We start from the raw sequence: 26,611 nt of genomic DNA on the forward strand, positions 1-26,611 counted from the left end.
CGTCGTAGACAACCTAATTGTACCATATGGGGAGGTTCCTTTTTTGTGTCTTTTGAAAGAGCTGGTGTATCAATGGTTTGAAGACCTAAATAATTATGAAATTGGTTCAGATAGGAGTTGCAATATGATTAAAGACTTGCTTAAACATGTTGGGCAGTACAAGAAAGAGAGTCTTTTGACCCCTTTTTTTGTTACGCTCGAAGTCGTTTTAGATGTTCTCATTCCATTATTAATGGCTTTAATTGTCGATCGTGGGATTAGCGCTAAAAACCAAGACAATATCATCTGGATTGGACTTGCTTTATTAATTAGTGCGATTTTAGCTTTGCTCTTTGGGATGTTTTCTGCGCGGTATGCGGCGACGGCTTCGGCTGGGTTTGCCAAAAACTTGCGACAAAGTATTTTTGAGAACATTCAACGTTTTTCTTTTGCCAATATGGACCGTTTTTCAACACCAAGCCTAGTGACACGGTTGACAACCGATGTGACGAATGTTCAAAACGCTTTTCAGATGACGATTCGGATTTTGGTACGTAGCCCATTACTCTTTACTTTTTCCTTAATTATGGCTTTTCGGGTCAATCGTGATCTAGCACTCATTTTTTTATACGTTGTTCCTTTTTTAGCGATTAGTTTAGGCTTAATTATTCGTTTTGCCTTGCCAGCTTTTCAAAGTGTCTTTAAAATTTATGACCGCTTAAATCAAGTCGTACAAGAAAACCTCCAAGGGATTCGGGTGGTCAAATCTTATGTCAAAGAAAATCACGAAGTCGAAAAATTTACAACCGTGTCCCAAAAAATTTATCGCTCTTTCTCAAAAGCTGAACGAATTGTTGCTTTTAATCAACCAGCCATGCAATTTGCAATTTATAGTTGTTTGTTACTAATTTCATGGATGGGTGCACATTTAATTGTCGTCGGCTCGATGACAACAGGGGAACTAATGAGTATGTTTATGTATTTAATGCAAATTTTAGTTTCCTTGAATATGATGTCCATGGTTTTTGTGATGTTAATTATTTCACGTCCTTCTGCTGAACGGATTACCGAAGTCTTAAATGAAAAAAGTGACTTGACCGATCCGCAAAAACCCATTGAAACAATCGAAAATGGGGCGGTCTGTTTTGAAAATGTTCATTTTAGTTATTCAAATGATGCTGAAAATCTTGTTTTGAAAAACTGTCATTTCTCAATTCAATCTGGGCAAACAGTCGGCATTATCGGCGGTACGGGTAGTGGAAAAACAAGTTTAGTCCAACTCATTCCACGATTATACGATGCAACGAGCGGAGTCGTTAAAGTCGCTAACCGTAACGTCAAAGATTATTCTTTAGAAGCGTTACGAGATAGCGTTGCGGTTGTTTTGCAAAACAATGTCTTGTTTTCTGGTACCATTAAAGAAAACTTACGCTGGGGCAATCCTAATGCAACCGATGAAGAGCTGGTTCATGCTTGTCAACTTGCGCAAGCAGATGAATTTATTCAACGTTTTGATAAAGGTTATGACACGTATATTGAGCAAGGTGGTACGAACGTTTCAGGCGGACAAAAACAACGCTTAACGATTGCTCGTGCTTTGTTAAAACAGCCAAAAATTTTAATTTTAGATGATTCAACGAGTGCGGTTGATACAAAAACAGATACACTCATTCAACAAGCCTTCTATGCGGCTATTCCTGAAACAACGAAATTTATTATCGCCCAACGTATCAGCTCGATAGAAAATGCGGATGTCGTAATCGTCATGGACGAGGGCAAAATCAACGGCTTTGGAACCCCCGCTGAATTACTAGCTACCAATAAAATTTACCAAGAGGTTTACGAGTCGCAACAGAAAGGTTTTGGTGATGTCCATGAAGAATCCTAAGAAAAAAGCAAAAAATCCCATCAAAACATTGCGTCGCTTGCTCGCCTATTTAATCAAAGACTACCCTTGGCAATTATTGATTGTGACCCTTTGTATTTTTGTGACAGCTTTTGCAACCGTTAAGGGTTCTCTTTTCTTGCAAGTTGTCATCGATGAACACGTGACACCGATGCTTATGAACCCGCAACTAACCGTCTTTACGGGGCTTTTAAAAGCCGTGGTCGTTATGGGTGCGATTTATGCGTTAGGAATTGTGACTTCGATTGTGTTTAACCAGTTAATGGTGACTATTTCTCAAGGGACACAAAGAAAAATCCGCGATGAATTATTTACGCATATGGAACGTTTGCCTTTGTCTTATTTTGATACGCATCCAAAAGGCGATGTGATGAGTCACTACACCAATGACGTCGATACACTGCGGCAAATGCTTTCACAAAGCGCCCCGCATCTTTTACAAGCCGTTGTAACGATTGTAAGTGTCTTTATTGCGATGTACTCGGTTAGTTTGCCTTTAACGCTTTTTGCCCTGATTGCGATGGTCTTAATGCTTTTTACCATTCGGTTGATTAGTCGGTTGAGTGGTCAATTCTTCACTAAGCAACAACAAGCACTTGGTAATTTAAACGGCTATATTGAAGAAATGATGTATGGACAAAAAGTAGTCAAAGTCTTTAACCATGAGCAAATTGTCATTCATGATTTTACTGATTTAAATGAAACGCTCGCTGAAAATACAACAAATGCCAACCGTTATGCGAATATTTTAATGCCTGTCATGATGAATTTATTAAATATTCAATATGTCTTAATCGCGATTGTTGGTGGATTATTAAGTATTTACGGAATTGGTGGGTTAACGATTGGTGGAATTGCAGCTTTCTTACAATTAAGTCGCTCATTAAACATGCCCATTAGCCAAATTTCACAACAAATTAACTTTATTATTATGGCTTTGGCTGGAGCTGAACGGATTTTTACTTTAATGGATGAAACACCTGAAATTGATGAAGGGACTGTCACGCTTGTTAACGTCAATTATACGAATGGGCAGCTAGCAGAATGCCTAGACGACACTTGCCACTGGGCTTGGAAAATCACAACGACAGAAAAAGAGGCGAAGTACGTCCCACTCACTGGCGATGTTCGTTTTAATCAAGTTGATTTTTCTTATACACCTGAAAAGAAAATCTTGAAAAACTTATCGCTTTTTGCAAAACCTGGGCAAAAAATTGCCTTCGTTGGAGCAACAGGAGCCGGGAAAACAACGATTATTAATTTGATTAATCGTTTTTATGAAATTGACAGCGGTGAAATTCTTTACGACGGGATCAATATTCAATCGATAAAAAAAGAATCTTTACGTCGTTCACTTGGGATTGTGTTGCAAGATACCCACTTATTCACTGGAACCATCAAAGAAAATATTCGTTATAGCAAGTTAGATGCGACCGATGAAGAAGTCGTTGCTGCCGCAAAACTCGCCAATGCGGATTACTTTATCTCACATTTGCCGCAAGGTTACGATACCGTCATTACTGGCGACGGCGACGGATTATCACAAGGGCAACGGCAATTACTTGCCATTGCGCGAGCGGCTATTTTTGATCCACCTGTGATGATTTTAGATGAGGCAACCTCAAGTATCGATACACGAACGGAACGAATCGTACAAGCTGGGATGGATGCCTTAATGAAAAACCGAACTGTTTTTGTCATCGCTCATCGACTTTCAACCATTCAAAATGCTGATGCCATTATCGTCTTAGATCAAGGGGAGATTATTGAACGTGGCAACCACGATGAACTCCTCGCTAAAAAAGGAACTTACTACCAATTGGCAACTGGTCAGTTGGAGCTCGATTAAAAAAACCGTCTTTTCAGTCATCGTTATGGCTGAAAAGACGGTTTTTTTAATCGAGTTGTTCAATTGATTCAAATAATGGACTTACTGGTTTATTTTCATGGATACGTTTGATCGCTTCACCCATCAATTGTCCGACACTGATTTCGTCAATCTTATCAATGCGGCACTCATCTGGTAAGTTAATTGAGTCTGTAATTACTAAACGTTCAATCGCTGAATCTTGAATACGTTGAATCGCAGGTCCCGATAAAACAGGATGCGTACAAGAAGCATACACGCTTTTAGCACCGGCTTCTTTTAAAGCATTCGCTGCTAATGTAATTGTACCAGCTGTATCAATCATATCATCAATTAAGACACAAATTTTGCCATCAACGTGACCAATAATGTTCATGACTTCTGCTACGTTCGCTTTTGGACGACGTTTGTCAATAATCGCAATTGGTGACTTTAAGAATTGTGCTAATTTACGAGCACGTGTGACACCACCATGGTCTGGTGAAACAACGACAACATCATCACCCACAACCCCGTGTTCTAAAAAGTAATTCGCAATTAATGGGGCACCCATTAAATGATCCACTGGAATATCAAAGAAACCTTGAATTTGTGCCGCATGTAGATCTAATGTAACCATACGATCTGCACCAGCTTTTTCAATCATATTTGCAACAAGTTTCGCTGTAATTGGCTCACGTGAACGAGCTTTACGATCTTGACGTGCATAGCCATAGTAAGGCATTACGACATTAATCGTTTTCGCACTTGCTCGTTTTAAGGCATCAATCATAATTAATAATTCCATTAAATTATCATTTACTGGACTACTTGTTGATTGAATAATGTAAACATGCGCACCTCGGATACTCTCTTCAATGTTGACTTGAATTTCACCATCACTAAATTGTTTAACCGTACATTTACCTAGTTCAACACCAACTGCTGCTGCAATTTTCTCTGCTAACGGGCGATTTGAGTTTAACGCAAAAATCTTTAATCTTGGATCAAAATAATGATTCGACATGGGAACCTCCACTTTCTTTTCCATTCCAATTAAAAAATGACTACTTTTTGAGACATCTTCCTCATAAATAGTAGTCATTTTTTTATAATAAATCAAGTCATTTTCTAGGAATTATTGGAAATAAGGTAATTTCTTAGCGAATTCTTCTTTGTTTGTTTGTTTTGCTCGGGCAATTCCCATCGCAAACTCTGGAATGTCTTTTGTAATCGTTGAACCAGCTGCAATCAAGGTGTTGGCTGCAATGGTTAAGGGCGCCACCAAATTGGCATTAGAGCCAATAAAACTATGGTCGCCAATAATTGTTTGGTATTTTGATTTACCGTCATAATTGACAAAGACGACACCGCAACCTACGTTAATATCACGACCTAAAGTTGCATCGCCAATATACGTTAAATGACCAACTTTTGTATTTTCACCAATTTTAGCATTTTTGATTTCCACGTAATTTCCAATATGGGCACCCGTACAAATTTCAGCGTTTGGACGTAAATGAGCATATGGGCCGATATCAACATTTGAGTGAATACGACTTTCTTCAATCACTGAAGCCTTCACTACCACGCGGTCTGCAATCACACTATCCACGATTTGTGAGCCATTGGTAATGAAGCAATCTTCGCCAATAGTGGTCGCTCCTTTAATTGAAACGTTGCCTTCAATAACAGTATCACTACCAATTTCAACAGCCGCATCAATATAAGTTGTTGCTGGGTCAACAAGCGTTACACCATTTAACATATGTTTTAACTGAATTCTTTCGCGCATCAATTGATTGGCTTGGGCTAAAGCGACGCGGTCATTCACCCCTAAAGATTCGTTAAAATCGGCTGTTTGATAGGCCGCTACACTGTGTCCTTGGCTTTTTAATATTTCGATAATATCGGTTAAGTAGTATTCTCCTTGCGCATTATCTGTTTTTAAATTAGCCAAAGCATCAAATAATAACGCATTATCAAAACAATAAGTACCGGTATTAATTTCAGTCACCCGTGCTTCTTCTGGTGTCGCATCTTTTTGTTCTACAATCTTATCAACAATTCCGACACGGTCACGAATAATGCGGCCATAGCCAGTTGGGTCTTGCGCTTGGGCGGTCAAAATTGTAGCAGACGCATTTTTTCCTAAATGGTAATCAAATAAATTATTCAACGTTTCACTTGTTAAAAGTGGCGTATCTCCACTAATGACGAGCGTTGTCCCCGTTTTCCCTTCTAAGAATTCGGCTGCTTGTAAGACCGCATGTCCTGTCCCTAACTGCACTTCTTGTAATGCGTATTGGCAACGTTCTCCCAGTTGCTCCTTGACTTTATCTGCTCCGTGACCAACAATCGCAACAACTTCTGATGGATTGGTTTCTGTTACTCTTTGTAAAATATGTTCAACCATTGGCTGACCACAAACTGGATGCAAGACTTTATATAGTTTTGACTTCATACGTGTGCCTTTACCGGCTGCTAAAATAATTGCATAACGCGCGCTCATGACTCGTCCTCCCTTTTCTCTTTTGCTTGTTTAGTTTAGCCTATGTAACAAGCTTTTTCAATAAAAGATTCAAAAAGAATACGACTATTGGTATCCGGATTCACTTAAAAAAACGTTGAATTTCCGCTTGAGCAGCTGCCGTTGAATCCGAGGCATGAATGACATTCTCGGTATGACTTAGTCCGTATTGCCCTCGAATTGAACCAATTTCAGCTTGTAAGGGATTCGTTGTGCCAACCATTTTTCGAACAATTTCAATGGCATTTTCACCGGTTAAAATGAGGATTACGACTGGTCCAGACGTCATATAATCAACCAATTCTGAAAAAAAAGGACGTGTAACGAGATGATTGTAATGTTCTTCTAACAGCGACAATGTTAGCGTTTCCATTTTTAGTGCGGTTATAACCAGCCCTTTTTCTTCAAAGCGTTGGATAATCTTTCCGACTAAATGACGCTTTACGCCATCAGGCTTAATGATAACTAATGTTTTTTCCATGTACACTTCCCCCTCAGCTAAATAATAAATAAGTAGCTAAAAAGAGGCCATTACTTCCCTCTTTTTAGCTACTTTGATTATATTATGATTCATCAGTATCGTCAAAGTAATTCCCTGGTCGAACTTTTATCGTTTTGGTTTGTGTATCAACGGATTCAACAAACAATAAAGAATTATAATCTGCAATCGCACGTTTTCCTTTAAAGTTTCCTTCAGCAAAAACCGTCACACCTACAAGTTCGGCTTCAAACTCTTCAATTAAACTTTGCATCCCATTGATCGTGCCGCCGCCTTTCATGAAGTCATCTACCACAAGGACTCGTGAGCCGCGTTTTAGGCTTCGTTTTGAAAGTTCCATCTTCTCAATTCTTTCAGAAGAACCCGATACATAATTGACACTAACGGTTGAACCTTCTGTAATTTTTGAATCTCGGCGAACAATAACAAACGGAACATTTAAATAGTAAGCGACCGCTTGAGCAATTGGCACCCCTTTAGTCGCCACCGTCATTACTGCATCAATCTTTTTATCTAGATATTTCGATGCAATAATTCGACCGACTTCACGAAGCAGTGCGGGATTGCCGAGTAAGTCTGACAAATAAACATAACCACCTGGCAATAAACGATCTTGCTCAGACAATTGGCTAGCTAGTGCAGTGATATAGTCTTTGGCATCTGCTTGCGTAATCATTGGGACAAAAATGACACCACCGGCTGCTCCTGGGATTGTATCTAAAATTCCCGTCCCTCTTTCTTTAAAAGTTTTCTTAATAATTGCCAAATCTTCACTAATTGAAGATTTCGCTGACTCATAGCGTTTAGCGAAATATGTCAATGAAATTAATTGATGGGGATGGTCTAATAAGTAATGGGTCATATCAATTAATCGTTCACTTCGACGAATTTTCAAAACCGTCAACTCCTCTTTTTTTTATTCTTAGCTATTATAGCTTTTTTTATTCTTTTTTTCGAGTCTTTTCTTTTAATTGTTCGTAATTTCTTAACAAGAAAAAAGAATTCGCATAATAACTTTCGTTTTTAAGCGAATTCTTTTGCTTTTTATTCTTTGCTTCGACGATAAAGAATCAGACTTTGTCGTAAAAGGCTTGCTCCTAAAAAAAGCAAGATGAAAATTAAGGTAATCGTTGCCCCAGGTGGCGTGTCTAAGTAATAAGAAGTTGTTAAGCCACTGAGCATCCCAACTAAACCAATCGCTATACTAATTAAAATAACTAGATTAAAACTTTTGCCTAGTCGCATACTAATTGCAGCTGGTAAAACCATAATAGCTGAAATTAAAAGCGCACCCGCAATCGGAATCATTACCGCAATGGCAACACCGGTTAAAATATTGAAAACAATCGACATCGCACGAACTGGTAACCCGTCAACATGTGCCGTGTCTTCATCAAACGTTAAGACGTACATTGGTTTTTTAAATAATAATAAGGCCACTAAAGAAAGAATAAACAAGAAACCAAGTAGCATTACTTGCGCATCGGTAATCGTAATAATCGAACCAAATAAATACGACTGCATACTCACCATTGAAGACCCCTCACTTAACTTCATCAACACTAAAGCTAATGCTAGGCCACCTGACATTAAAATCGCTATGGAAATTTCAGAATACGTCTTATAGACATTACGTAAATATTCCAAAATTACAGCTGCGATGACAACAGTGATAATCGTCGTCAAGGTTGGATTGAGTTGAAGGAAAAACCCAAGTGCAACCCCAGCCAAAGAGACGTGTGATAGTGTATCTGCCATGAGTGACTGGCGACGAATAACTAAAAAGACGCCTAAAGTTGGAGCAATTCCTGCAATAAAAATGGCCGCAATAAAAGCCTTTCTCATGAATTCATATGAAAGCAACGCCACTGAGTATCCTCCTTTCGAACTAAACGAATTTGTCGATCCGCAAATTTTTTAATTTCTTCATGATCATGTGTAATCATTAAAATCGCTTTTTGGTGTTGATGTGCGCTATGACGAAGCAAACGATAAAACTCATTCCTTGATTGCTCATCCATTCCTGTCGTTGGCTCATCTAAAATAAATAAATCCGGATCTGTCGCAAAAATCCGCGCCAAACTAATGCGTTGTTTTTGCCCGCCAGATAATTCACCAATTCGTTTGTGGCGCATTTCCCACATTCCAACAGCTTCCAGTGCTTTTTGGACATGTTCGTGATCACGTTTAGTAAGTTTTTTAAACCAACGATCACGGGGAAATCGCCCCGAGCGAACCAATTCTAATACCGTGCTTGGAAAGCCCGCATTAAAAGACGCAATTTGTTGCGGGATATAGCCTATGCTTAATTTTTCACCCTTGGCGTTTGTTTGGGCGATAGAAATCGTGCCTTTTGCTGGTTTTAATAACCCTAAGGTCGCTTTCACCAATGTTGATTTGGCTGCTCCGTTTTCTCCTGTTAAAATGACAAACTCGCCTTCTTCAACAAAATAGTTGACGTCCATTAACACGGGTTCATCTTCATAATAAAACGTCAAATCTTTGACATCAATGTAACGCATGTAAAGCCTCCTAGCGAATACTTATTTGTAGTGCTTCTAAATTTTGGCGCATCATCGAAAGATAATTGTCGCCGGCTGCTTTTTGTTCTTTGGTCAAACTTTCAATTGGCGATAAAACAGCTAATTCGACGCCTGTTTCTTTGGCTAACGTTTGGGCGACTTTTGAAGAAGCATTGTCTTCAAAGTAAATCGCAGGAATTTGATGGTCTTGAACAAAATGTTTTAACTCAGCTAGTCGACTTGGAGAAGGTTCTTCTTCTGATGAGAGCCCGGCAATTGATTCTTGGGTTAAATCATAGCGTTTTGCTAAATAACTAAAAGCCGCATGTTGTGTGACAAATGTGCGATTTTCAGCTCCTGTAAAAGTATTTTTAAATTCACTGTCAAGTTGATCAAGTTCGGTTAGATAGTTTTGCGCTTGTTGATAAAAATACTCCTTTTGCTCAGGGAATTGCTCCGCTAAAGCATCACGAATCGTTTCAACTTGAATTTGGGCTAAAACAGGATCTAGCCAGACGTGAGGATCGGCATGGTGTTGATGATTGTCGGTTGCATCGTGATCGTGGTCATGGTCTTCGTGGGCTTCTTCTTCACCCATCGGCATCAATTCAATACCACGAGCAGCTTCAATCACTTGTGTTTGACTTTTTTCAAAATTGCTGGCAATATTAGCCATCCATGTTTCGAATTCAGAACTATTATAAACAATCGCATCTGCTTCTGACATTTTTGCAACGGCTTTGGCACTAGGCTCATAATCATGTGCTTCCGTCCCCGCTGGAATTAACAATTCAACTTCACCGGCCTCACCAACGACGGCTTTCGTAAATTCATACATTGGGTAAAAAGTCGCTACAACATGAATTTTACCATCATTTGCTTGCTTTTTACTTTCTGACGCACCGCAAGCTCCTAAAACTAGACTTATTAAAAACAATGAACCCATTAATAATCTTTTTTTCATAATCTTCCTCTTTCTTAAACTTTTTATAAATCGTAATCATTACGATTTAACTCTCGGAAGATAATTTACCAAAAATTTAAACTTACGTCAAGAAAAAAAGAAGAAGACCCAAAAAAATAGACTGAGTCGGCCTTTCAGCTATTTTTTGGGTACTTTTTAAGCAATCACTTCACTCGTTGTTGGTACAATCATTTTAACGTCCGGACAAGATAGACTTCATCACAAAAACCTTTTAAGGCATTATAAATTCTTTGCGCTCGCGAATGTTGCCGACATAAAGCAAAGACGGTCGGACCACTCCCACTCATCAGCGCAATATCGGCACCATACTTTAACATCCGATCTTTAATTTGTTGCACCACTGGGTAGCGCGGAATGGTAATGCCTTCCAAACTATTCCCCATTTGACTTAACATTTCGGCATAGTCTTGTGCTAAAATCGCTTGAGAGAGCGCATGCATATCTGGATGCGCTAACGTATCTAACTTGACTTGTTGAAATATTTTACGTGTTGAGACACTAATTCTAGGCTTGACTAAAACAACCCAACATTGTGGCATCGGGACCAACGGTTTGACGATTTCCCCTTTTCCACCAACAAAAGCAGTCGTTCCATGTAGACAATAGGGAACATCGGTACCAATTTCAACGCCGATTTCGATTAATTCTTCTAAAGAGAGTCCTAAATTCCATAAACGATTCATTCCGCGCAAGGCCGCTGCGCAATCGGTACTCCCACCACCTAAACCAGCAGCAACCGGAATTTTTTTTTCAATCGAAATTTTAATACCCTTCGTAATGCCGTAGCGTTCTTTGACCATTGAGGCTGCTTGGTAAACATTATTGCGTTTATCTACTGGTAAAAAAGCTTTATTGGTTTCAATTAAAATTTGGTTGGTTGGAATTTCTTCTAAAACTAAACGATCGGCTAAATCCACGCTAGACATCACCATTTCCAGTTCATGGTAACCATCTGTTGCACGTTTATACAAAACGTCTAAGCCTAAATTAATTTTAGCTGGGGCTTTTTCTATTATCTCCATTCTCATCACCTACTTACTACTTAAAATCTTTTTATTTATTCTATCATAGCAAGAAATGACTGTATAGTTTGTTGCAAATGATTTCTTTTGACAAAACCGCTGTTGCGGGCGAATAACACCCCACTGCTCGCTTTCTTTCATTAAAGAGCAGTGGGGTGTGAAGTCATTATTGAACGATATATTCTCCTAAAGCTTGGCTAGCCGTAACTGAGCCCGTTGTAGCTAAATCAAGGTGGACCATTTTTTCAGTATTAGTCATGACAACGATAATATCTGTCGCTTTACCTGCTGCTTTTACACCGTCTAAATCCATTTCTGCTAACAGTGTTTGCGGTGTTACTTGTTCCCCTTCTTTGACTAAAATCTGAAACGGTTTTCCTTTCAACTCAACCGTATCAAGCCCCATATGAATTAGAATCTCAGCACCCGCTTTGGTTAACAATCCAAGCGCATGTTTGGTTGCAAAAATGCTTGTCACCGTTCCTTCAACTGGCGCGTACACTTTTTTACTTTCTGGGACTAATGCATAACCATCACCCATCATTTTTTGTGAAAATACTGGATCCGCCACTTCTTCTAAAGGAATCACTTGACCATCACCAACCGCATAAAGTGGTTCTATTTTCGTTTCAGCGGATGTTTTTGTTGAAGTTCCTCCTACTTGGGTTAGCGTTTTGTCTGATGCTACTGCTTGATTTTTATTGAAAATACCTTGTTTCTCAAAAAGAATAGTTAAGAAAAAAGGAACGACAATTGCAATGGCCATGGCTGCAGCAAACGCAAGCCAGCCGCCACCTTCTTTTCCGTTAATCGCTAAAATTCCTGGCAAACCGCCCACACCGATTGCATTGGCCCGTACGCCCATAATATTACTAAACATCCCAGCAAAACCTGAACCAATCATCGCAGCAACAAAGGGATATACGTATTTTAAGTTAATCCCAAACATTGCTGGCTCTGTTACACCAAGGTACGCAGAGATTGTTGAGGGAATCGAAACTTGTTCTTCTTTTTTATTGCCACGATGCAAAAAGATAATGGCTAATACCGCTGAACCTTGAGCGATATTAGACAAAGCGATCATTGGCCATAAGTTGGTTGTCGTGTATGTTGCTATTAACTGCATATCAATCGCATTACTCATATGATGCAAACCTGTAATGACTAACGGCGAATAAAGCATGCCAAAAATAAAACTAAATAACCAACTAAAGGAAGACGTTAAACCAGCATTGACCACTTGAGAAATTAAATCCCCTAACCACCAACCGATTGGTCCTAAAACAGCATGGGCCGCAATAATCGTTGGTAGTAAAGCAAAAAGGGGGACAAAAATCATCGACACGGCTTCCGGAATCCGCTTTCTAAAGAAGATTTCTAAATACGCTAACATAAATCCAGCTAACATTGCTGGAAGAACTTGAGCTTGATAGCCAATTTTATCCATTTGGAAAAAGCCAAAATCCCAAAACGGAATATCCGCAGCTGCTGTTCCTGGTACCGCATAAGCATTCAATAATTGCGGTGAAACTAAGGTAATCCCTAAAATAATTCCTAAAATTTGTGTTGTTCCCATTTTACGCGTAATGCTCCAAGTAATACCAACGGGTAAGAAATGAAAAATCGCTTCACCTGGTAACCATAAGAAATCATTTACACCATTCCAAAAAACCGAGCGCGAAATAATCGTTGCGCCATTAAAGTCAATTTCTCCTAAAACATTTCGAAAACCTAAAATTAACCCACCAACAATAATTGCTGGAATAATTGGTGTAAATATTTCAGCTAAAACAGCCAGCGCCCTTTGTAATGGGTTTTGATTTTGCTTAGCTAATACTTTCCCTTGTTCTTTTGAAACGCCTTCAATTCCTGAATAAGCTGTAAATTCGTTATAAAAAGTACTGACGTCATTGCCAATAATGACTTGAAATTGACCTGCATTCGTAAACATCCCTTTGACACTCGTTAAATCATCAATGGCCTTTTCATTTGCCAAACTAGGATCATTTAAAACAAAACGCATACGAGTGGCACAATGCGTTACTGCCGCGATATTTTCTTTTCCCCCTACGTATTCTAGTAATCTAACAACATCTTCATGATACTTGCTCATAATCGCTCCTCCTTTTAATTTGTATATACATGTTAACTTTGGCAAATCCATCTTAACTGTTAGATAATCAAAATGCAAGCGTTTTAAATTATTTTTTTAATTAATTTTAAGGCTTGTAATTGTTTTCAATTTCCATTATACTCAACATGTATAGACAAGCAGAGAGGGGATTATTTTATGCTTTTGGCACAAATTACTGCGCAAACACAAGGTTGGTTGGTTGAATTAAGTGATGGTCAACAACAACTTTTCCCTGTCAATCAATTCTCATCTTTAAAAGATTGGTTGCGTGAAAAAAAAGTTGCAGGCGGTAGTCTTACACAAAAAGACTTACTCGAATTAGAAACAGAAACGATTACTTTAGATCAATACTTAACTGAAAATTTAAACTTACCTTTTGTCATCGGTCCACTCGAAGACTGGCAAGAAAACATAAAATCACTCCCTTGGAAGCTACACTATGAAGGCTACCAACCAGGTAAAGATGAATATTCCGTTGAATCATTATTAACAGTTGGGAATGGTTATTTAGGCATCCGAGGAACCACGCCTGAAATGGAAATTTGCTCTGAGAATTATCCAGCAACGTACTTAGCAAGTCTTTACAATACGGTTGCCTCCCCTGTTGGTGACCAGCAAGTAACCAATGAGGATTTTGTTAATATCCCAAATTTACAAAAGATGTATTTAATCATTGATGGTGAAAAAATTGATTACGCCAATAACAAACTCCTTTCATTTTCACGAACGCTGGATTTAAAAACCGGTCTTTTCGAAAGCTCTGCCGTCATTGAAACGAAACAAGGCAAACAAATTAAAATTGACACAAAACGATTTGCCAGCATGGCTGCGGTGCAACAAGTTCACCTGACTTATCGCTTTACGCCGCTGAATTTTTCAGATGAACTTTTCTTTGTTTCTGAAGCAGATGCAAGTGTCTATAATTTCAACGTTGCTCGTTACCGCGATTTAACTCGCGAGCATTTGACCGATGTTACTTTACAAGCAGAAGGCGCTGGGATTTTTGTTGATGCCTATACAAACCAGTCGAAGATTCTAGTTCGCCAGCAAAGTTTTTTACGTAGTCAAACGCAAGACCTAACGACTTTAAAAAACGACCACCAAGACTTAAAAGTAACTCAAACACTCAAAATAGCAGCTAGAAAAGGCGAAGCGTCTCAATTTGAGAAAGTTATTTTAATTGAACAATACCGGCCGGATACAATAATCCCACCATTTACTTGGCAACAAACACTCCCAAGCTTTACAGCGGCCTTTGAAGCTTCTCGTTTGGCGTGGGAACAACTTTGGCAAAAAGCCGAAATGGTCGTTGAAGGCGATCTGATGTCCCAAAAGCTGCTTCACTTGCATACGTATCATTTACTCGTTGCGGCTTCACCAAATGGTAATCAACACTTAGATGCTAGTATTACTGCCCGTGGCCTACACGGCGAAGCTTATCGTGGTCATATTTTCTGGGACGAGTTGTTTATTTTACCGTTTTATTTCAATCATTTTCCAGAAACAGCTAAAGAAATCTTACTTTATCGTTATCGCCGTTTAGCTAAAGCCAAAGAAAACGCCAAAGAAATCGGCTTAAAAGGAGCCATGTACCCTTGGCAATCCGGCTTAGATGGGAGTGAACAATCACAAAAATTGCATCTAAATCCGATTAGTGGCAAGTGGAAAGAAGACCACTCTCGCTTGCAACGTCACGTCTCATTAGCAATCGCGTATAATGTTTGGCAATACTATCAACAAACGCAAGATCAAATATTTATGGAACAAGCTGGACTTGAAATGCTCCTTGAAATTGCGCATTTCTGGCAAAGTTTAGCCCAATACGATGAAATAACCAAGCGTTACTCCATTGAAGGCGTGATGGGCCCGGATGAGTTTCATGAAAGTTATCCCAATGCTCAAAATGGCGGCCTTAAAAATAACGCTTATACGAATATGATGGTTGTTTGGTTATTTGAAATCATTGCGAAATTACAAGACACCTTCGACCCGAATATTTTTAAGGCTATCCAAACAAAAACACAAATCAACGCACAAACTTTACACGAAATGCAACAAATGAAACAGCACTTAACCCTTGAAATAAATCCAGATGGTATTCTGGCACAATTTGAAGGCTACTTTGATTTAGCTGAACTTGATTGGGATGGTTATCGCCAAAAATATGGCAATATTTATCGGATGGATCGCATTTTAAATGCTGAAGGGAAATCTGCTGACCAATATCAAGTGGCCAAACAAGCCGATACTTTAATGGTTTTTTATAATTTAGCCAAAAACCAAATTGATCAAATTTTAACGGATTTAAATTATACTTTACCAACGGATTACTTAGAAAAGAACTTAGCTTATTACTTAGCCCGAACGTCTCACGGTTCCACCCTTTCACGAATCGTGCACGCTAAATTAGCTTCTTTAGCCAATCAACCAACATTAGCTTGGCAACTTTATCAAGAAGCTTTGTACTCTGATTATCGTGACATTCAAGGCGGAACGACGGCTGAAGGGATCCACGCGGGGGTAATGGCCGCGACACTGGATGTCCCTGTAACGACTTTTGCTGGTATTGATTTACGCCAAGATACAATTGTCATTCAACCAAACTTACCAGAAAAATGGACGCGCCTGGCTTTTCACTTTACTTGGCGAAACATCTTTTTCCAAATTAGCGTAAGTCATGATACGTTCAAGATTACAGCTAGTGAAGATTGTTCGATTCTGTTTATTACAGACAAAATTATGCTACAAAAAAATCAAACAAAAACGATTACTTATTAAGGAGCAGACACTCATGAAAAAAGGATTTATTTTTGACTTAGATGGCGTTATTACGGATACGGCAAAATACCACTACTTAGCTTGGAAAGATTTAGCCTCTTCGATTGGAATTGAAATTGATTTAGTTTTTAATGAACAATTAAAAGGCATTAGCCGGATGGATTCATTGGAACGGATTTTAGTGCATGGTGGAAAAGAACAAGCTTTTACATTAGCTGAAAAAGAAGCACTTGCGCATCAAAAAAATACCCACTATGTTGAATTATTACAAGCATTAACCCCCGCTGATTTGTTACCTGGCGTCAAAGCATTCTTAGATGAAGCACGAAAAAATGCGATTCCTTGTGCCATTGCTTCTGCTTCTAAAAATGCCCCTTTTATTTTAGACAAACTTGAGGTGACAGATTATTTCAACGTCATTGTTGATCCTGCCACGCTTAAAAAAGGAAAACCCGATCCAGAAATCTTTTTAAAAGCGGCTGAGTTACTAGGTATTTCTGCAAAAGAAGCAATTGGGTTTGAAGATGCACAAGCTGGATTAGACGGGATTAAAGCAGCTAACATGTTTGCGGTTGGTGTTTTTTCAGGCGAAGAACTTCATGGCGCTGATCTTTTAGTCGAGCGATTAGATGAACTTGATGTGCTTGATTTGATCCGTCGATAAGCGTTTGCATTTACCTTCAGACCTCGATATAATAGGCAGGAAAGAGGGATGAATATGAATAAATTTAAAGAAATTTCCTTAGATATTGAAAAGAAAATCTTAAATAAAGAATACCCACCCCATACTTTACTACCGAGCGAAAAGCAATTAATTGAAATATATGGGGTCTCACGCGAAACGATTCGTAAAGCATTGAATTTACTACGCAACGCAGGCTACATCCAAAAAAAACAAGGGAAAGGTTCGATTGTCTTAGATGTTAATCGCTTTGATTTTCCGATTTCTGGACTGACTAGTTTTAAAGAACTACAAGATAGTCAAAGTATCCCTAGCGAAACCGTTGTTGTTGAACTAAAAAAAACAACCGTCAATTCAGCTCTTCACGAAATTACTGAGTGGCCAATTGGAACAGAAGTGTGGAAACTCGTTCGCCAAAGAAAAATTGATGGTGAAGCAGTTATTTTAGATACCGATTATCTCTTAACGAGCATTGTTGCTGAACTGCCTCGAGAAAAAGCAGAAGAATCGATTTATGCTTATTTTGAAGAAGATTTAAAGCTAGAAATTGCTTATGCACAAAAAGAAATTACCATTGATCCAGTAACAACAGAGGTAAAAGACTTATTACAGTTGCATCCTAACGATACTCAAGTCGTCATCGTTCGAAGTTTAGTCTACTTGGAAGATACTCGGTGCTTTGAATATACGGAGTCTGTCCATCGCCTTGATAAGTTCCGTTTTGTTGATTTTGCTCGTCGGAAGAAAATCTAACATTTTATTGCACAAAAAAACCTGAAGAAAGCCAATCTTCAGGTTTTTTGTTCTTTTCATTATTTCGCGTAATCGGTTGCTCTTGTTTCGCGAATAACCGTCACTTTAATGTTACCTGGATAATCCAGTTCATCTTCAATTTTCTTGCGAATATCGCGAACTAAGCGAACTGCTTCTAAATCAGAAATTTCTTCTGGTTTTACCATGACACGAACCTCACGGCCTGCTTGAACCGCAAAACTATAATCAACACCAGCAAAGCTATTTGAAATTTGTTCTAAGTTTTGTAGACGTTTGATATAGTTTTCTAACGATTCACTACGCGCACCTGGGCGAGCCGCAGATAACGCATCGGCTGCCGCAACAAGGACAGAAATGACCGAAGTGGCTTCGGTATCACCGTGGTGAGAAGCAATTGCGTTAATGACTGTTTTATTTTCTTTATATTTCGCTGCTAATTCGGCACCGATTTGAACGTGCGATCCTTCAATTTCATGGTCAAGCGCTTTTCCGATATCGTGTAACAAACCTGCGCGTTTTGCTAAAGCGACATCTTCGCCAAGTTCTGCTGCTAAGACCCCTGCTAGTTTTGCCACTTCAATCGAGTGTTTTAAGACATTTTGACCATAACTTGTTCTAAAACGTAAACGGCCAATTATCTTAATTAAATCTGGATGTAACGTGTGTGCGCCAACTTCAAAAGCTGCTTGCTCACCGTATTCGCGAATACGTTCATCCATTTCTTTCCGTGATTTTTCAACGGTTTCTTCAATTCGAGCCGGGTGAATCCGGCCATCTTGAATCAATTTTTCTAAGGTCATTCGAGCAATTTCACGACGAATTGGATCAAATCCTGATAAAACAACTGCTTCAGGGGTATCATCAATAATTAAATCAATACCTGTTAAAGTTTCTAACGTGCGGATGTTGCGCCCTTCACGACCAATGATTCGACCTTTCATTTCATCATTTGGCAAGGTGACAACGGATACGGTTGTCTCTGAAACTTGATCAGCTGCACAACGCTGCATTGCAAGGGATAGTAAGTTTTTAGCTTTTCGATCCGCTTCTTCTTTTGCTTTGCGTTCTGATTCTTTAACCATTACGGTTAGTTCATGGCTTAATTCTTCTTCTGTTTCTTGCATGATGATTTCTTTTGCTTGTTCTTTTGATAACGCAGCGACTTTTTCAAGTTCACTCTTTTGTTCTTCAATTAATTTTGTTACTTCACTTTCTCGCTCTTCAATTAATTGTTGTTTGTCACTAATTTTGCTTTCTTTTGCAACGAGTGACTGTTCACGTTTATCTAAAGAAATGTCTTTTCGATCGAGTACTTGTTCTTTTTGTAGTAAGCGATTTTCTTGTGCTTTTAATTCAAGTTTGCTTTCCTTCAACTCACTTTCAATTTCTGAACGATACTTCTGATTTTCTTCTTTAGCCTCTAACAACGCTTCTTTTTTCAGGGTTTCTGCATCACGCTCTGCCGTTAATAAAACAGCTTCAGCAGATTGATTGGCTGCTGCTAGCTCTTGCTCGCGACGAACCTTTTCTTTGTTTGCATAAACAAGTCCTAATAAAAGACCGACAATTAAACCGATGATAGCGAGGAGAATGTTAAGTCCCATTGGTGAATCACCTCCATACTATCTGTCTTATTTTTTAAAATTTTGTAGTTTTTTGATAAACATCACAATTAAACAATTATCAATCTGCCTACTTGCAGATGTGTAAGTACACAATTTTATTCTAATGTTTATCACAGTGAGTGTCAACTCAAAAAGGTGAATCTTCCACGGTATTCTATGATTCATTCGTCCTTTTTTATCGATAAAAAAAAGAAAAGAAAGCCATTTCATTCTGGCGCGTTTGGTTCGAACTTTTGTTGTTCACACGACCAGTTTTATCTTTAAGCCCTAAAAATAAGCATCGCGTTTCATTTTTTGTATAAAAAAACCTGGATACCCTTTTTACAGGCTTTCCAGGTTACAAAAATTTATTGCCAGTCTATTCTTCAATCGGTAATGTTTCTTGGACTTCCTCAACTAACGTTTCACCGGTCCCAATCCCATATGCATCTCGAACACGAGCCGAAACTTCAGCGACCATTTCAGGGTGCTGTTTCATGTAGTTCTTAACATTCTCGCGTCCTTGGCCAATTCGATCCCCTTTATAAGAGTACCAAGCACCACTTTTATCGATAATATCTTTTTCAGCAGCCATATCAAGAAGTTCACCAACTTGGGAAATTCCTTCGCCATACATGATATCCACTTCAGCGATTTTAAATGGTGGCGCTACTTTATTTTTAACTACTTTAATTTTCGTTCGATTTCCGATGATATCTGTCCCTGATTTTAATTGTTCCCCACGACGTACCTCTAAACGAACCGTCGCATAAAACTTCAATGCACGACCACCTGGTGTAACTTCTGGGTTTCCAAACATGACACCCACTTTTTCACGGATTTGGTTAATAAATAAAGCAATTGTTTTCGTTTTGTTAATTGTACCTGATAACTTACGTAGAGCTTGTGACATCAAACGGGCTTGCAGACCAACGTGAGCATCACCCATCTCACCATCAATTTCAGCTCTTGGTACTAATGCTGCAACCGAGTCAATGACAATGATATCTACGGCACCACTTGAAACTAAAGCGTCCGCAATTTCTAAACCTTGTTCACCGGTATCTGGTTGTGAAAGGAGTAATTCGTCAATGTTTACTCCTAATTTTTCAGCATAAAGTGGGTCAAGGGCATGTTCTGCATCAATAAAAGCAGCGGTTCCACCATTTTTTTGAACTTCTGCTACCGCATGAAGCGCCACCGTTGTTTTACCAGAACTTTCTGGTCCATAAACTTCAATAATTCGTCCTCTTGGGTAACCACCAACACCTAAAGCAACGTCTAACGCTAATGAGCCACTTGGGATGGTTGAAATTCGTTGGTCGGCTTTTTCGCCAAGTTTCATAATTGAACCTTTACCAAAGTTTTTTTCAATTTTTTTTAATGCAGCATCTAAAGCTGCTTTACGATCATCTGCCACTCTTTATTCCTCCTTGGAATTGGATTCTATCATTTAAATCATTTTTCATTTTATTTTATGTACATTCCTATCATAGCGGTTTAAAAGAAAAAAAGCAAGAAAAACCGAACAAACATTCGTCTTATTTTAATAATTCTTGTCGCAATAAATCAAGCCCCGCCATGACTGCTCTTTGACGAATCGCTTGACGATCACGTGGGAAATGGTATTGCGCACTTATGACCCCTTTTTCACTAGCAACCGCTATAAAAACCGTACCGACTACCTGGCCTTCAACCGTCTCTGGTCCTGCGACACCCGTAAAAGCAACTGCATAATCGGTTTGTGCTTTTCTTCGGCCATAAGTAGCCATTGCTTCGACGCATTCCCGGCTAATTGTACCAAATTGTTCAATAATGGTTGCAGGCATACCTAAAAAGCCTTCTTTGGTTGCCACGGAATAGGTGACAAAACCACCGGGAAAAACTTGCGAAACACCTGAAATACTACCTAGTGTCGCTTGAAAAGCGCCAGCCGTTAAGCTTTCGACACCTGTTACAGTTTTCTTTTTTTCTTTTAGTAAATCAACAACGACTTTTGCCAAAGAATTTTCTTCACCATAACCATAAAAATACTGACCAACGCGTGCTAAAATTTGTTGTTCCAATAAAAGTAATTGTTGTTGTCCGGTGCTTTCATCTGCCGTTTTTACGGTTAAACGTAACGTGACTTCATTTGGTTTGGCGTAAGGCGCGATTGTTGGGTTGGTCTGATTTTCAATTAAATCAGACAACTCCGTGACCAATTGTGACTCACCAATCCCGTAAAATCGCAAAACACGTGAATAGAGTTGTTCATCTAATAAAAATTGTTGCATGAGTAACGGCATCGCCTCTTGATAAAACATTGCTTTTAGTTCACTCGGTGGACCAGGCAAGAGTAAGTAACTGACTTTTGTACTTGGATCTGTATAAAAAATCCCGACAGCTAAACCGGTTGGATTTTGCAAAGCAACGCCTTCTTTAAAACGTAAAACTTGTAGTAGATTATTTTCAGCCATTGGTTGTGGGCGCTGCGAAAAATAAGTCATCAGTTGTGTGTAACCTACTTCATCTTGTACAAGTGTTTGACCGACATGTTTCGCGACAACTTGTTTTGTCAAATCGTCTTTGGTTGGCCCTAAGCCCCCACATAAAACGAGTAAGTCGCTGCGTTTTTCCGCAATTTTTAATTGTTCGAGCAACCTTCCACCATTGTCACCTACGACACTTTGATGATAAACTTCAATACCTAATCCGGCCAATTCTTTGGCTAAAAAAGTCGCGTTCGTATTGACAACTTGACCTAGTAGTAATTCTGTTCCTACAGCAATAATTTCTGCTTTCATGCGATTTCACAACTCCTATCTATAAGATACTCTTTTTTGGTCTTTTTATTTTAAAAAGCAGGAAAATACGAATTCGTATTTCCCTGCTAAAAAATCAAACTTTTGAATCAATTTTTATGAATGTTTCACATGGAACCTTTAAAGACGTGACTGTTCTTAACAAAATAATCTACCCCAGAATAAACCGTAGCAATCAAACACACATACAACATGATTTGATCAAGCGGTACATTGAAAAGAGCAAAAGGAATATTTTGAATTAATAGTAAAATAATGGCCAACATTTGAGTTGCGGTTTTCACTTTTCCTGGCCAAGCAGCAGCCATTACTTCTCCGTCTTCCACTAACAATAAGCGCAAGCCGGTAATCGCTAATTCTCGACAAACGATGACCGCCACCACCCAAGCAGGTGCTTTGTCTAGCGCCACTAACATAATAAAAGCGCTCATGACTAACATTTTATCCGCTAATGGATCGGCAAACTTGCCAAAATTCGTCACTAAACCACGAGATCGGGCAATTTTACCGTCAAGCCAATCCGTAATACTGGCTAGTGCAAAAATAATTGCTGCCACTAAATGAGTCACCGCTAGCGTAACCCCGCCCACACTCAAGCTCCCCCAATCAAGTGGTACGGCTAAAATAATAACAAAAACGGGAATCATAAAAATTCTTAAAACCGTTAATTGGTTTGGTAAATTCATTTTTTTCTCCTTTAATCTTTAAAAGTTATTCGTTTGCTTGATACGTGATTGTAAAATGTAATTCTTTACGAATTGGTAACGTGTCTTCTTCACTAAAAGCAATGGTTTGACCATTCACTGCAATCCCAATATTTTTGCTAGCACCGATCACAATTTGCGCTTCTTTTGTTGCTGCTGGTAACGTATAAGTTTCTTCTTCTCCTTTAGAAAAAGCGTATTGGAAGATTTCCTTGCCATCCACATACACACCAATCCAACAACGGTCATTTAAGCCGGTAAAAGTAAACGCAATGGGGTCGGTTGCATCCTTCACGGCAACATTGACTTGGTTTTGATCCAATGCATCTTTGGTTGTTACAAGAGTCATTTCAGGTTTTTCACTTGTTGAACTGGTCGTTGTGGTGGTGCGATCAGACGTAGAGGTGTCGGTCGTACTTTCACGTATGACTGTGCTTGAGGTTTGCCCCAATATTTCAACAGAAGAGATTTGACCAATGATTGGGTTGCTATTTTTAGCTTGCATCGAAGAATAGACAACAATTCCGATAATTCCTAATCCCATTAAACCAATAATCACGGTCGGCAAATAATCAATCCAACTTTTTGTGCCCTTCGTATGCAAAGTTGTTCGTGATCCTTCCACCGTTATTGGTTGCTCTCGACGAGGTAAAGGTTCTCCAAACATGGCTTCTCCCTCATAAATTGCAACTAAATGATCCCCATTTTCTCCAACCACTTCAGCATACTGGCGAAGAAAAGTGCGTACATAGTATTCACCTGGTAATAAATCAAAAGCGCCTTTTTCAATTGCTTCTAAGTAGCGTTTTTGAATTTTTGTTTTTTGTTGCAACTCATCAAGACTAATATTTTTCTTTAATCGAGCTTGCCGAAGTTTGTCACCAATTAAAATTTCGTTGCCCACTCGTTATCTTCTCCAGTCATCATTGAATTTCATTGAGACAGCCCAAAAGGCTCGCTGTCTTTTTTACTTTCTTTAGAATACCATAAATCCCAATAGAATAAAGAGTTTTTGCTAAAGCTACAACAAAATTTTAATCTTCTTTTACGATTGGTTCTAAATAAAAAGAACTAAAATGATCGGCTTGAATAAACTGACGACCGGCTTCTTTTACTTGCTCTAAACTGACTTGTTGAATGACTTCTGGTAAATCAAATAAGGTTAGATCACCAAATAAATCTTGGGTAAATTGATTGGCAATGTATTCAAGTGAATTAAGTGATTGGAAGTATTTTCCTAGCATCTTTTTCTTAAGTAACGCTAAGTTTGCTTCATTTACCTCGGGATCGTCTTCAAAATTTAATAAAATGGCTTGAATCTTTTCGACAAATACGTCTGGTGTATGCGTGTCAGTCGCAAAGTCGGCAAAATGGAACGTGCGATCAAACGAAAATTCAAAACCAAACGTATCATCAATGATTCCTGCTTGATACAATTCTAAATAATTTTGACTCGTGTTGCCTAATAAAAGTTGTAGTAGCAAGTTCAAAGCCGTGCGAAACAGCAGTTGTTCAGCCGGCGTTTCTGGTAAATCAGCTTGAAAACCACGCAAACCAAGAACGGCTTTCGTCCGTGTTACCGGCATTTGCAAACGGCTAAATGGAATAATTTCTTTTGCCGTTTCTTCTGGGAAAACTCGTTCAATGGTTTTGATTTCACTAAACGTTTTGCTCGCTTGATTCGTTTTAATCCAGTCCATCACTTCTTCTGGGTCAATATCGCCTACAACAAAAAGTGTCATATTGCTTGGGTGATAAAACGTCTCGTAACAATGGTACAAATCATCGGCCGTAATCGCATCAATCGACGCAATCGTGCCAGCAATATCAATATGTAAAGGATGTTTTGGATACATATTATTTAAGATTCCAAAAAACTGGCGCCAATTCGGATCGTCTTGATACATTTGAATTTCTTGACCAATAATGCCTTTTTCTTTATTGACTGTTTCCGGTGTAAAATACGGGTCTTGCACAAAATCAATTAAAGTCATTAAATTTTTCTTCACTTGATTCGTCGTTGAAAATAAATAACTCGTGCGTGTAAAACTGGTAAAAGCATTTGCGGACGCGCCTTGTTCACCAAATTTTTGAAAGACGTCGCCCTCTTCTTTTTCAAATAATTTATGCTCTAAAAAATGAGCAATCCCATCTGGAACTTGGCTAAGTCCTTCACCAGAATAACCAAAATGATTATCAATCGAACCATAATTCGTACTAAACAAACCATACGTTTTATGGAAGCCTTTTTTAGGTAATAAATAGACTTTTAAACCGTTTGGTAGCACTTCTTCAAATAACGTCTCATTAATTGTTGCGTAATGTTTTTTATTCATTGTTTTTATCTCCATCTAAAAAGAAAATTGCTTGTAGCTGAATTTGTTGGGCAATCGTTTGGACTTGTTCTTTCGTAACAGCTTCAATCGCGCGTAACACTTCTTCATCACTCAGTTTTGTTTGCGGTAATAAAGTCTGGTGATAAGCCGTTTCGATTAACGCTTGTGGATTATCCAAAGAAAGTAAGAATTGATTTTTTAACATCGCCTTGGTTTGACTAAGCTCTTCCTCACGAATGTCGCCAGCTTGCAAGGCGTTGAGCTGTTCGGTGATAAGTGTCAGTACTTGGTCTTTATTTTGCGTATCAATTCCTGTTTGAACTGATAAAAAGCCGCGGAAAAAGTCAACACTGCTCGATGCGTAATAAGCGAGACTCGCCTTTTCACGGACGTTCATAAAGAGTTTTGAATGGGGAAAGCCACCAAACAAACCATTAAAAACACTTAAAGCAAAACGCTCAGGAATTTGATCATAATACACATTGGTTGCATACCCTAAATTTAATTTCCCCTGTAAAACTTCTTCAACTTGGCGCGCTTCTTGCACTTGGTGACTCAAAGCTTGTTTATAAAAAGGGACAACAGGTGTACGGTCAGTCAGCGGAAATGCAAGATGGTGCATTTCTTTTAAAACTTGCTCTTGTGTAATATCCCCTACAACAAAAATATCAATTTGATCTTGCGCTAACAAGGCTTGATGCGCCAAAACAAGGGTTTCATTCGTGACTGTCTCAATTTCTTTGGCCCCGCTAAAACTTGGTGTTTTTTGATCTTCGTCTTGGCCAAAATACAATTCTTGTAATTTTAAAGAAGCCAGTGTTTGTTTATCTTCATAAAGACTAGCTAAATAGGCTTGTAAATTACTTTTTTCTAATTCAAAAAGTGCTTCATCAAAACGCCCCTCTTTTATATGCGGATAAAAAAGAACTTCCCGTAAAAATTGAACGGCTTCTGAAAAAAGACCTGGTTGATTTAAATATTTCCCATTTACAATCGTCATACCGACATTGACTTGGTGGATTTGGCCACGTTTGCTGACATTTAAACCAAAACTGGCTCCATAAAGTTCCGCTAATTTCGCACTTAAAGCCGTTTGGGTCGGATAGTTCAAGGTACTCGTTTCAAGTAAGCTCGTTAATAACGTTCTTTGGGTAGCTGCTTTTTTGGTATGCGGGGTTGAAAAACGTAAATACATCCGAATTGTTTTATATTTCTCAGTGGTGATGACGTTTAAATTCACGCCGGGTTGTAGTTGAATCGCCATAAATAGACTCCTTTATTCAAATAATTATCATTACTTGTAATTATAGCATAGCTCGTTTCGTTTCTTCTTTTTTTGTGACTAGAAGTAAAAGTAAGGTCGTTTTATTTCAAAAAACAAACACAACACGTTATACTAAGCTTAATGAAAAAGTCTTGTGGTATTAAGTCAAGTGATAAGTAACGCTCTTTTCATCGTTTTCACAAAATTTAGACCGCACGAAACTAAACCCGACCCAAAACTGG

General features: G+C 38.7%; 21 protein-coding genes. 5 read left to right on the plus strand and 16 right to left on the minus strand.

Annotation, left to right across the window (positions count from 1 at the left end; genetic code table 11):
• Nucleotides 1-124 precede the first annotated feature (124 nt).
• Nucleotides 125-1,867, plus strand: coding sequence for an ABC transporter ATP-binding protein (locus JOD14_RS03250; protein WP_204653262.1), 1,743 nt, complete (start codon nucleotides 125-127; stop codon nucleotides 1,865-1,867).
• A complete protein-coding gene (locus JOD14_RS03255) occupies nucleotides 1,854-3,734 on the plus strand; it encodes an ABC transporter ATP-binding protein (protein WP_204653283.1) in 1,881 nt (626 codons plus the stop codon). The genes JOD14_RS03250 and JOD14_RS03255 overlap by 14 nt, the downstream gene beginning before the upstream one ends.
• 46 nt (nucleotides 3,735-3,780) lie before the next feature.
• Here JOD14_RS03255 and JOD14_RS03260 read toward each other — a convergent pair whose 3' ends face one another.
• The 9 genes from JOD14_RS03260 to treP all read right to left on the minus strand — a co-directional run bounded on the left by JOD14_RS03260 (nucleotide 3,781) and on the right by treP (nucleotide 13,402).
• Entirely contained in the window at nucleotides 3,781-4,758 is a 978-nt protein-coding gene (locus tag JOD14_RS03260; protein ID WP_204653263.1) for a ribose-phosphate diphosphokinase, read from the minus strand.
• A 111-nt stretch (nucleotides 4,759-4,869) separates the two neighbouring features.
• Nucleotides 4,870-6,243, minus strand: a complete 1,374-nt coding sequence (glmU, locus tag JOD14_RS03265) for a bifunctional UDP-N-acetylglucosamine diphosphorylase/glucosamine-1-phosphate N-acetyltransferase GlmU (RefSeq protein WP_204653264.1) — start codon at nucleotides 6,241-6,243, stop codon at nucleotides 4,870-4,872.
• Between the two features lie 100 nt (nucleotides 6,244-6,343).
• Nucleotides 6,344-6,742 carry a nucleoside-diphosphate kinase gene (ndk, locus tag JOD14_RS03270; protein ID WP_204653265.1) on the minus strand — a complete coding sequence of 133 codons (399 nt, stop codon included), beginning with the start codon at nucleotides 6,740-6,742 and terminating at the stop codon, nucleotides 6,344-6,346.
• Nucleotides 6,743-6,824: 82 nt separating this feature from the next.
• The gene (gene purR / locus JOD14_RS03275) at nucleotides 6,825-7,655 is read right to left on the minus strand and encodes a pur operon repressor (RefSeq protein WP_204653266.1); all 831 of its coding nucleotides are present in this window, start codon (nucleotides 7,653-7,655) and stop codon (nucleotides 6,825-6,827) included.
• 149 nt (nucleotides 7,656-7,804) lie between these two features.
• The gene (locus JOD14_RS03280) at nucleotides 7,805-8,629 is read right to left on the minus strand and encodes a metal ABC transporter permease (RefSeq protein ID WP_204653267.1); all 825 of its coding nucleotides are present in this window, start codon (nucleotides 8,627-8,629) and stop codon (nucleotides 7,805-7,807) included.
• Complete coding sequence (locus JOD14_RS03285; RefSeq protein WP_204653268.1) at nucleotides 8,602-9,282, minus strand: metal ABC transporter ATP-binding protein; 681 nt, start codon at nucleotides 9,280-9,282, stop codon at nucleotides 8,602-8,604. Before JOD14_RS03285 ends, JOD14_RS03280 begins: the two co-directional genes overlap by 28 nt.
• A gap of 10 nt (nucleotides 9,283-9,292) precedes the next feature.
• Nucleotides 9,293-10,246: a metal ABC transporter substrate-binding protein gene (locus JOD14_RS03290; protein ID WP_204653269.1), complete on the minus strand. Its 954-nt coding sequence runs from the start codon at nucleotides 10,244-10,246 to the stop codon at nucleotides 9,293-9,295.
• A gap of 188 nt (nucleotides 10,247-10,434) precedes the next feature.
• Entirely contained in the window at nucleotides 10,435-11,289 is an 855-nt protein-coding gene (ispE, locus tag JOD14_RS03295) for a 4-(cytidine 5'-diphospho)-2-C-methyl-D-erythritol kinase (protein ID WP_204653270.1), read from the minus strand.
• A gap of 166 nt (nucleotides 11,290-11,455) precedes the next feature.
• Nucleotides 11,456-13,402 (minus strand): PTS system trehalose-specific EIIBC component, encoded by a 1,947-nt coding sequence (gene treP, locus JOD14_RS03300; protein ID WP_204653271.1) that lies wholly within the window; start codon nucleotides 13,400-13,402, stop codon nucleotides 11,456-11,458.
• 177 nt (nucleotides 13,403-13,579) lie between these two features.
• Here treP and JOD14_RS03305 point away from each other — a divergent pair, with 177 nt between their 5' ends.
• Genes JOD14_RS03305 through treR form a run of 3 tightly spaced genes read left to right on the plus strand, consistent with a single transcriptional unit; the run spans nucleotide 13,580 to nucleotide 17,636 of the window.
• Nucleotides 13,580-16,201 carry a glycoside hydrolase family 65 protein gene (locus JOD14_RS03305; RefSeq protein WP_204653272.1) on the plus strand — a complete coding sequence of 874 codons (2,622 nt, stop codon included), beginning with the start codon at nucleotides 13,580-13,582 and terminating at the stop codon, nucleotides 16,199-16,201.
• A 13-nt stretch (nucleotides 16,202-16,214) separates the two neighbouring features.
• Entirely contained in the window at nucleotides 16,215-16,865 is a 651-nt protein-coding gene (pgmB, locus tag JOD14_RS03310) for a beta-phosphoglucomutase (RefSeq protein WP_204653273.1), read from the plus strand.
• 54 nt (nucleotides 16,866-16,919) lie between these two features.
• Nucleotides 16,920-17,636 carry a trehalose operon repressor gene (gene treR / locus JOD14_RS03315; RefSeq protein WP_204653274.1) on the plus strand — a complete coding sequence of 239 codons (717 nt, stop codon included), beginning with the start codon at nucleotides 16,920-16,922 and terminating at the stop codon, nucleotides 17,634-17,636.
• Nucleotides 17,637-17,695: 59 nt separating this feature from the next.
• Here treR and rny read toward each other — a convergent pair whose 3' ends face one another.
• The 7 genes from rny to yfmF form a co-directional block, all read right to left on the minus strand.
• Nucleotides 17,696-19,261: a ribonuclease Y gene (rny, locus tag JOD14_RS03320; RefSeq protein WP_204653275.1), complete on the minus strand. Its 1,566-nt coding sequence runs from the start codon at nucleotides 19,259-19,261 to the stop codon at nucleotides 17,696-17,698.
• A 379-nt stretch (nucleotides 19,262-19,640) separates the two neighbouring features.
• Complete coding sequence (gene recA, locus JOD14_RS03325; protein ID WP_204653276.1) at nucleotides 19,641-20,681, minus strand: recombinase RecA; 1,041 nt, start codon at nucleotides 20,679-20,681, stop codon at nucleotides 19,641-19,643.
• A 121-nt stretch (nucleotides 20,682-20,802) separates the two neighbouring features.
• On the minus strand, nucleotides 20,803-22,047 hold the full coding sequence (locus JOD14_RS03330; RefSeq protein WP_204653277.1) for a competence/damage-inducible protein A: 1,245 nt from the start codon (nucleotides 22,045-22,047) through the stop codon (nucleotides 20,803-20,805).
• A 125-nt stretch (nucleotides 22,048-22,172) separates the two neighbouring features.
• Nucleotides 22,173-22,751, minus strand: a complete 579-nt coding sequence (gene pgsA / locus JOD14_RS03335) for a CDP-diacylglycerol--glycerol-3-phosphate 3-phosphatidyltransferase (RefSeq protein ID WP_204653278.1) — start codon at nucleotides 22,749-22,751, stop codon at nucleotides 22,173-22,175.
• A 25-nt stretch (nucleotides 22,752-22,776) separates the two neighbouring features.
• Complete coding sequence (locus JOD14_RS13480) at nucleotides 22,777-23,673, minus strand: RodZ domain-containing protein (RefSeq protein WP_204653279.1); 897 nt, start codon at nucleotides 23,671-23,673, stop codon at nucleotides 22,777-22,779.
• A gap of 130 nt (nucleotides 23,674-23,803) precedes the next feature.
• Nucleotides 23,804-25,105 (minus strand): EF-P 5-aminopentanol modification-associated protein YfmH, encoded by a 1,302-nt coding sequence (gene yfmH, locus JOD14_RS03345; protein ID WP_204653280.1) that lies wholly within the window; start codon nucleotides 25,103-25,105, stop codon nucleotides 23,804-23,806.
• The gene (gene yfmF, locus JOD14_RS03350; RefSeq protein ID WP_204653281.1) at nucleotides 25,098-26,369 is read right to left on the minus strand and encodes an EF-P 5-aminopentanol modification-associated protein YfmF; all 1,272 of its coding nucleotides are present in this window, start codon (nucleotides 26,367-26,369) and stop codon (nucleotides 25,098-25,100) included. The genes yfmH and yfmF overlap by 8 nt, the downstream gene beginning before the upstream one ends.
• Nucleotides 26,370-26,611 lie beyond the last annotated feature (242 nt).

Origin of the sequence: Enterococcus lemanii (genome assembly GCF_016909125.1) — a bacterium.
GTDB classification, from domain to species: domain Bacteria; phylum Bacillota; class Bacilli; order Lactobacillales; family Enterococcaceae; genus Enterococcus_I; species Enterococcus_I lemanii.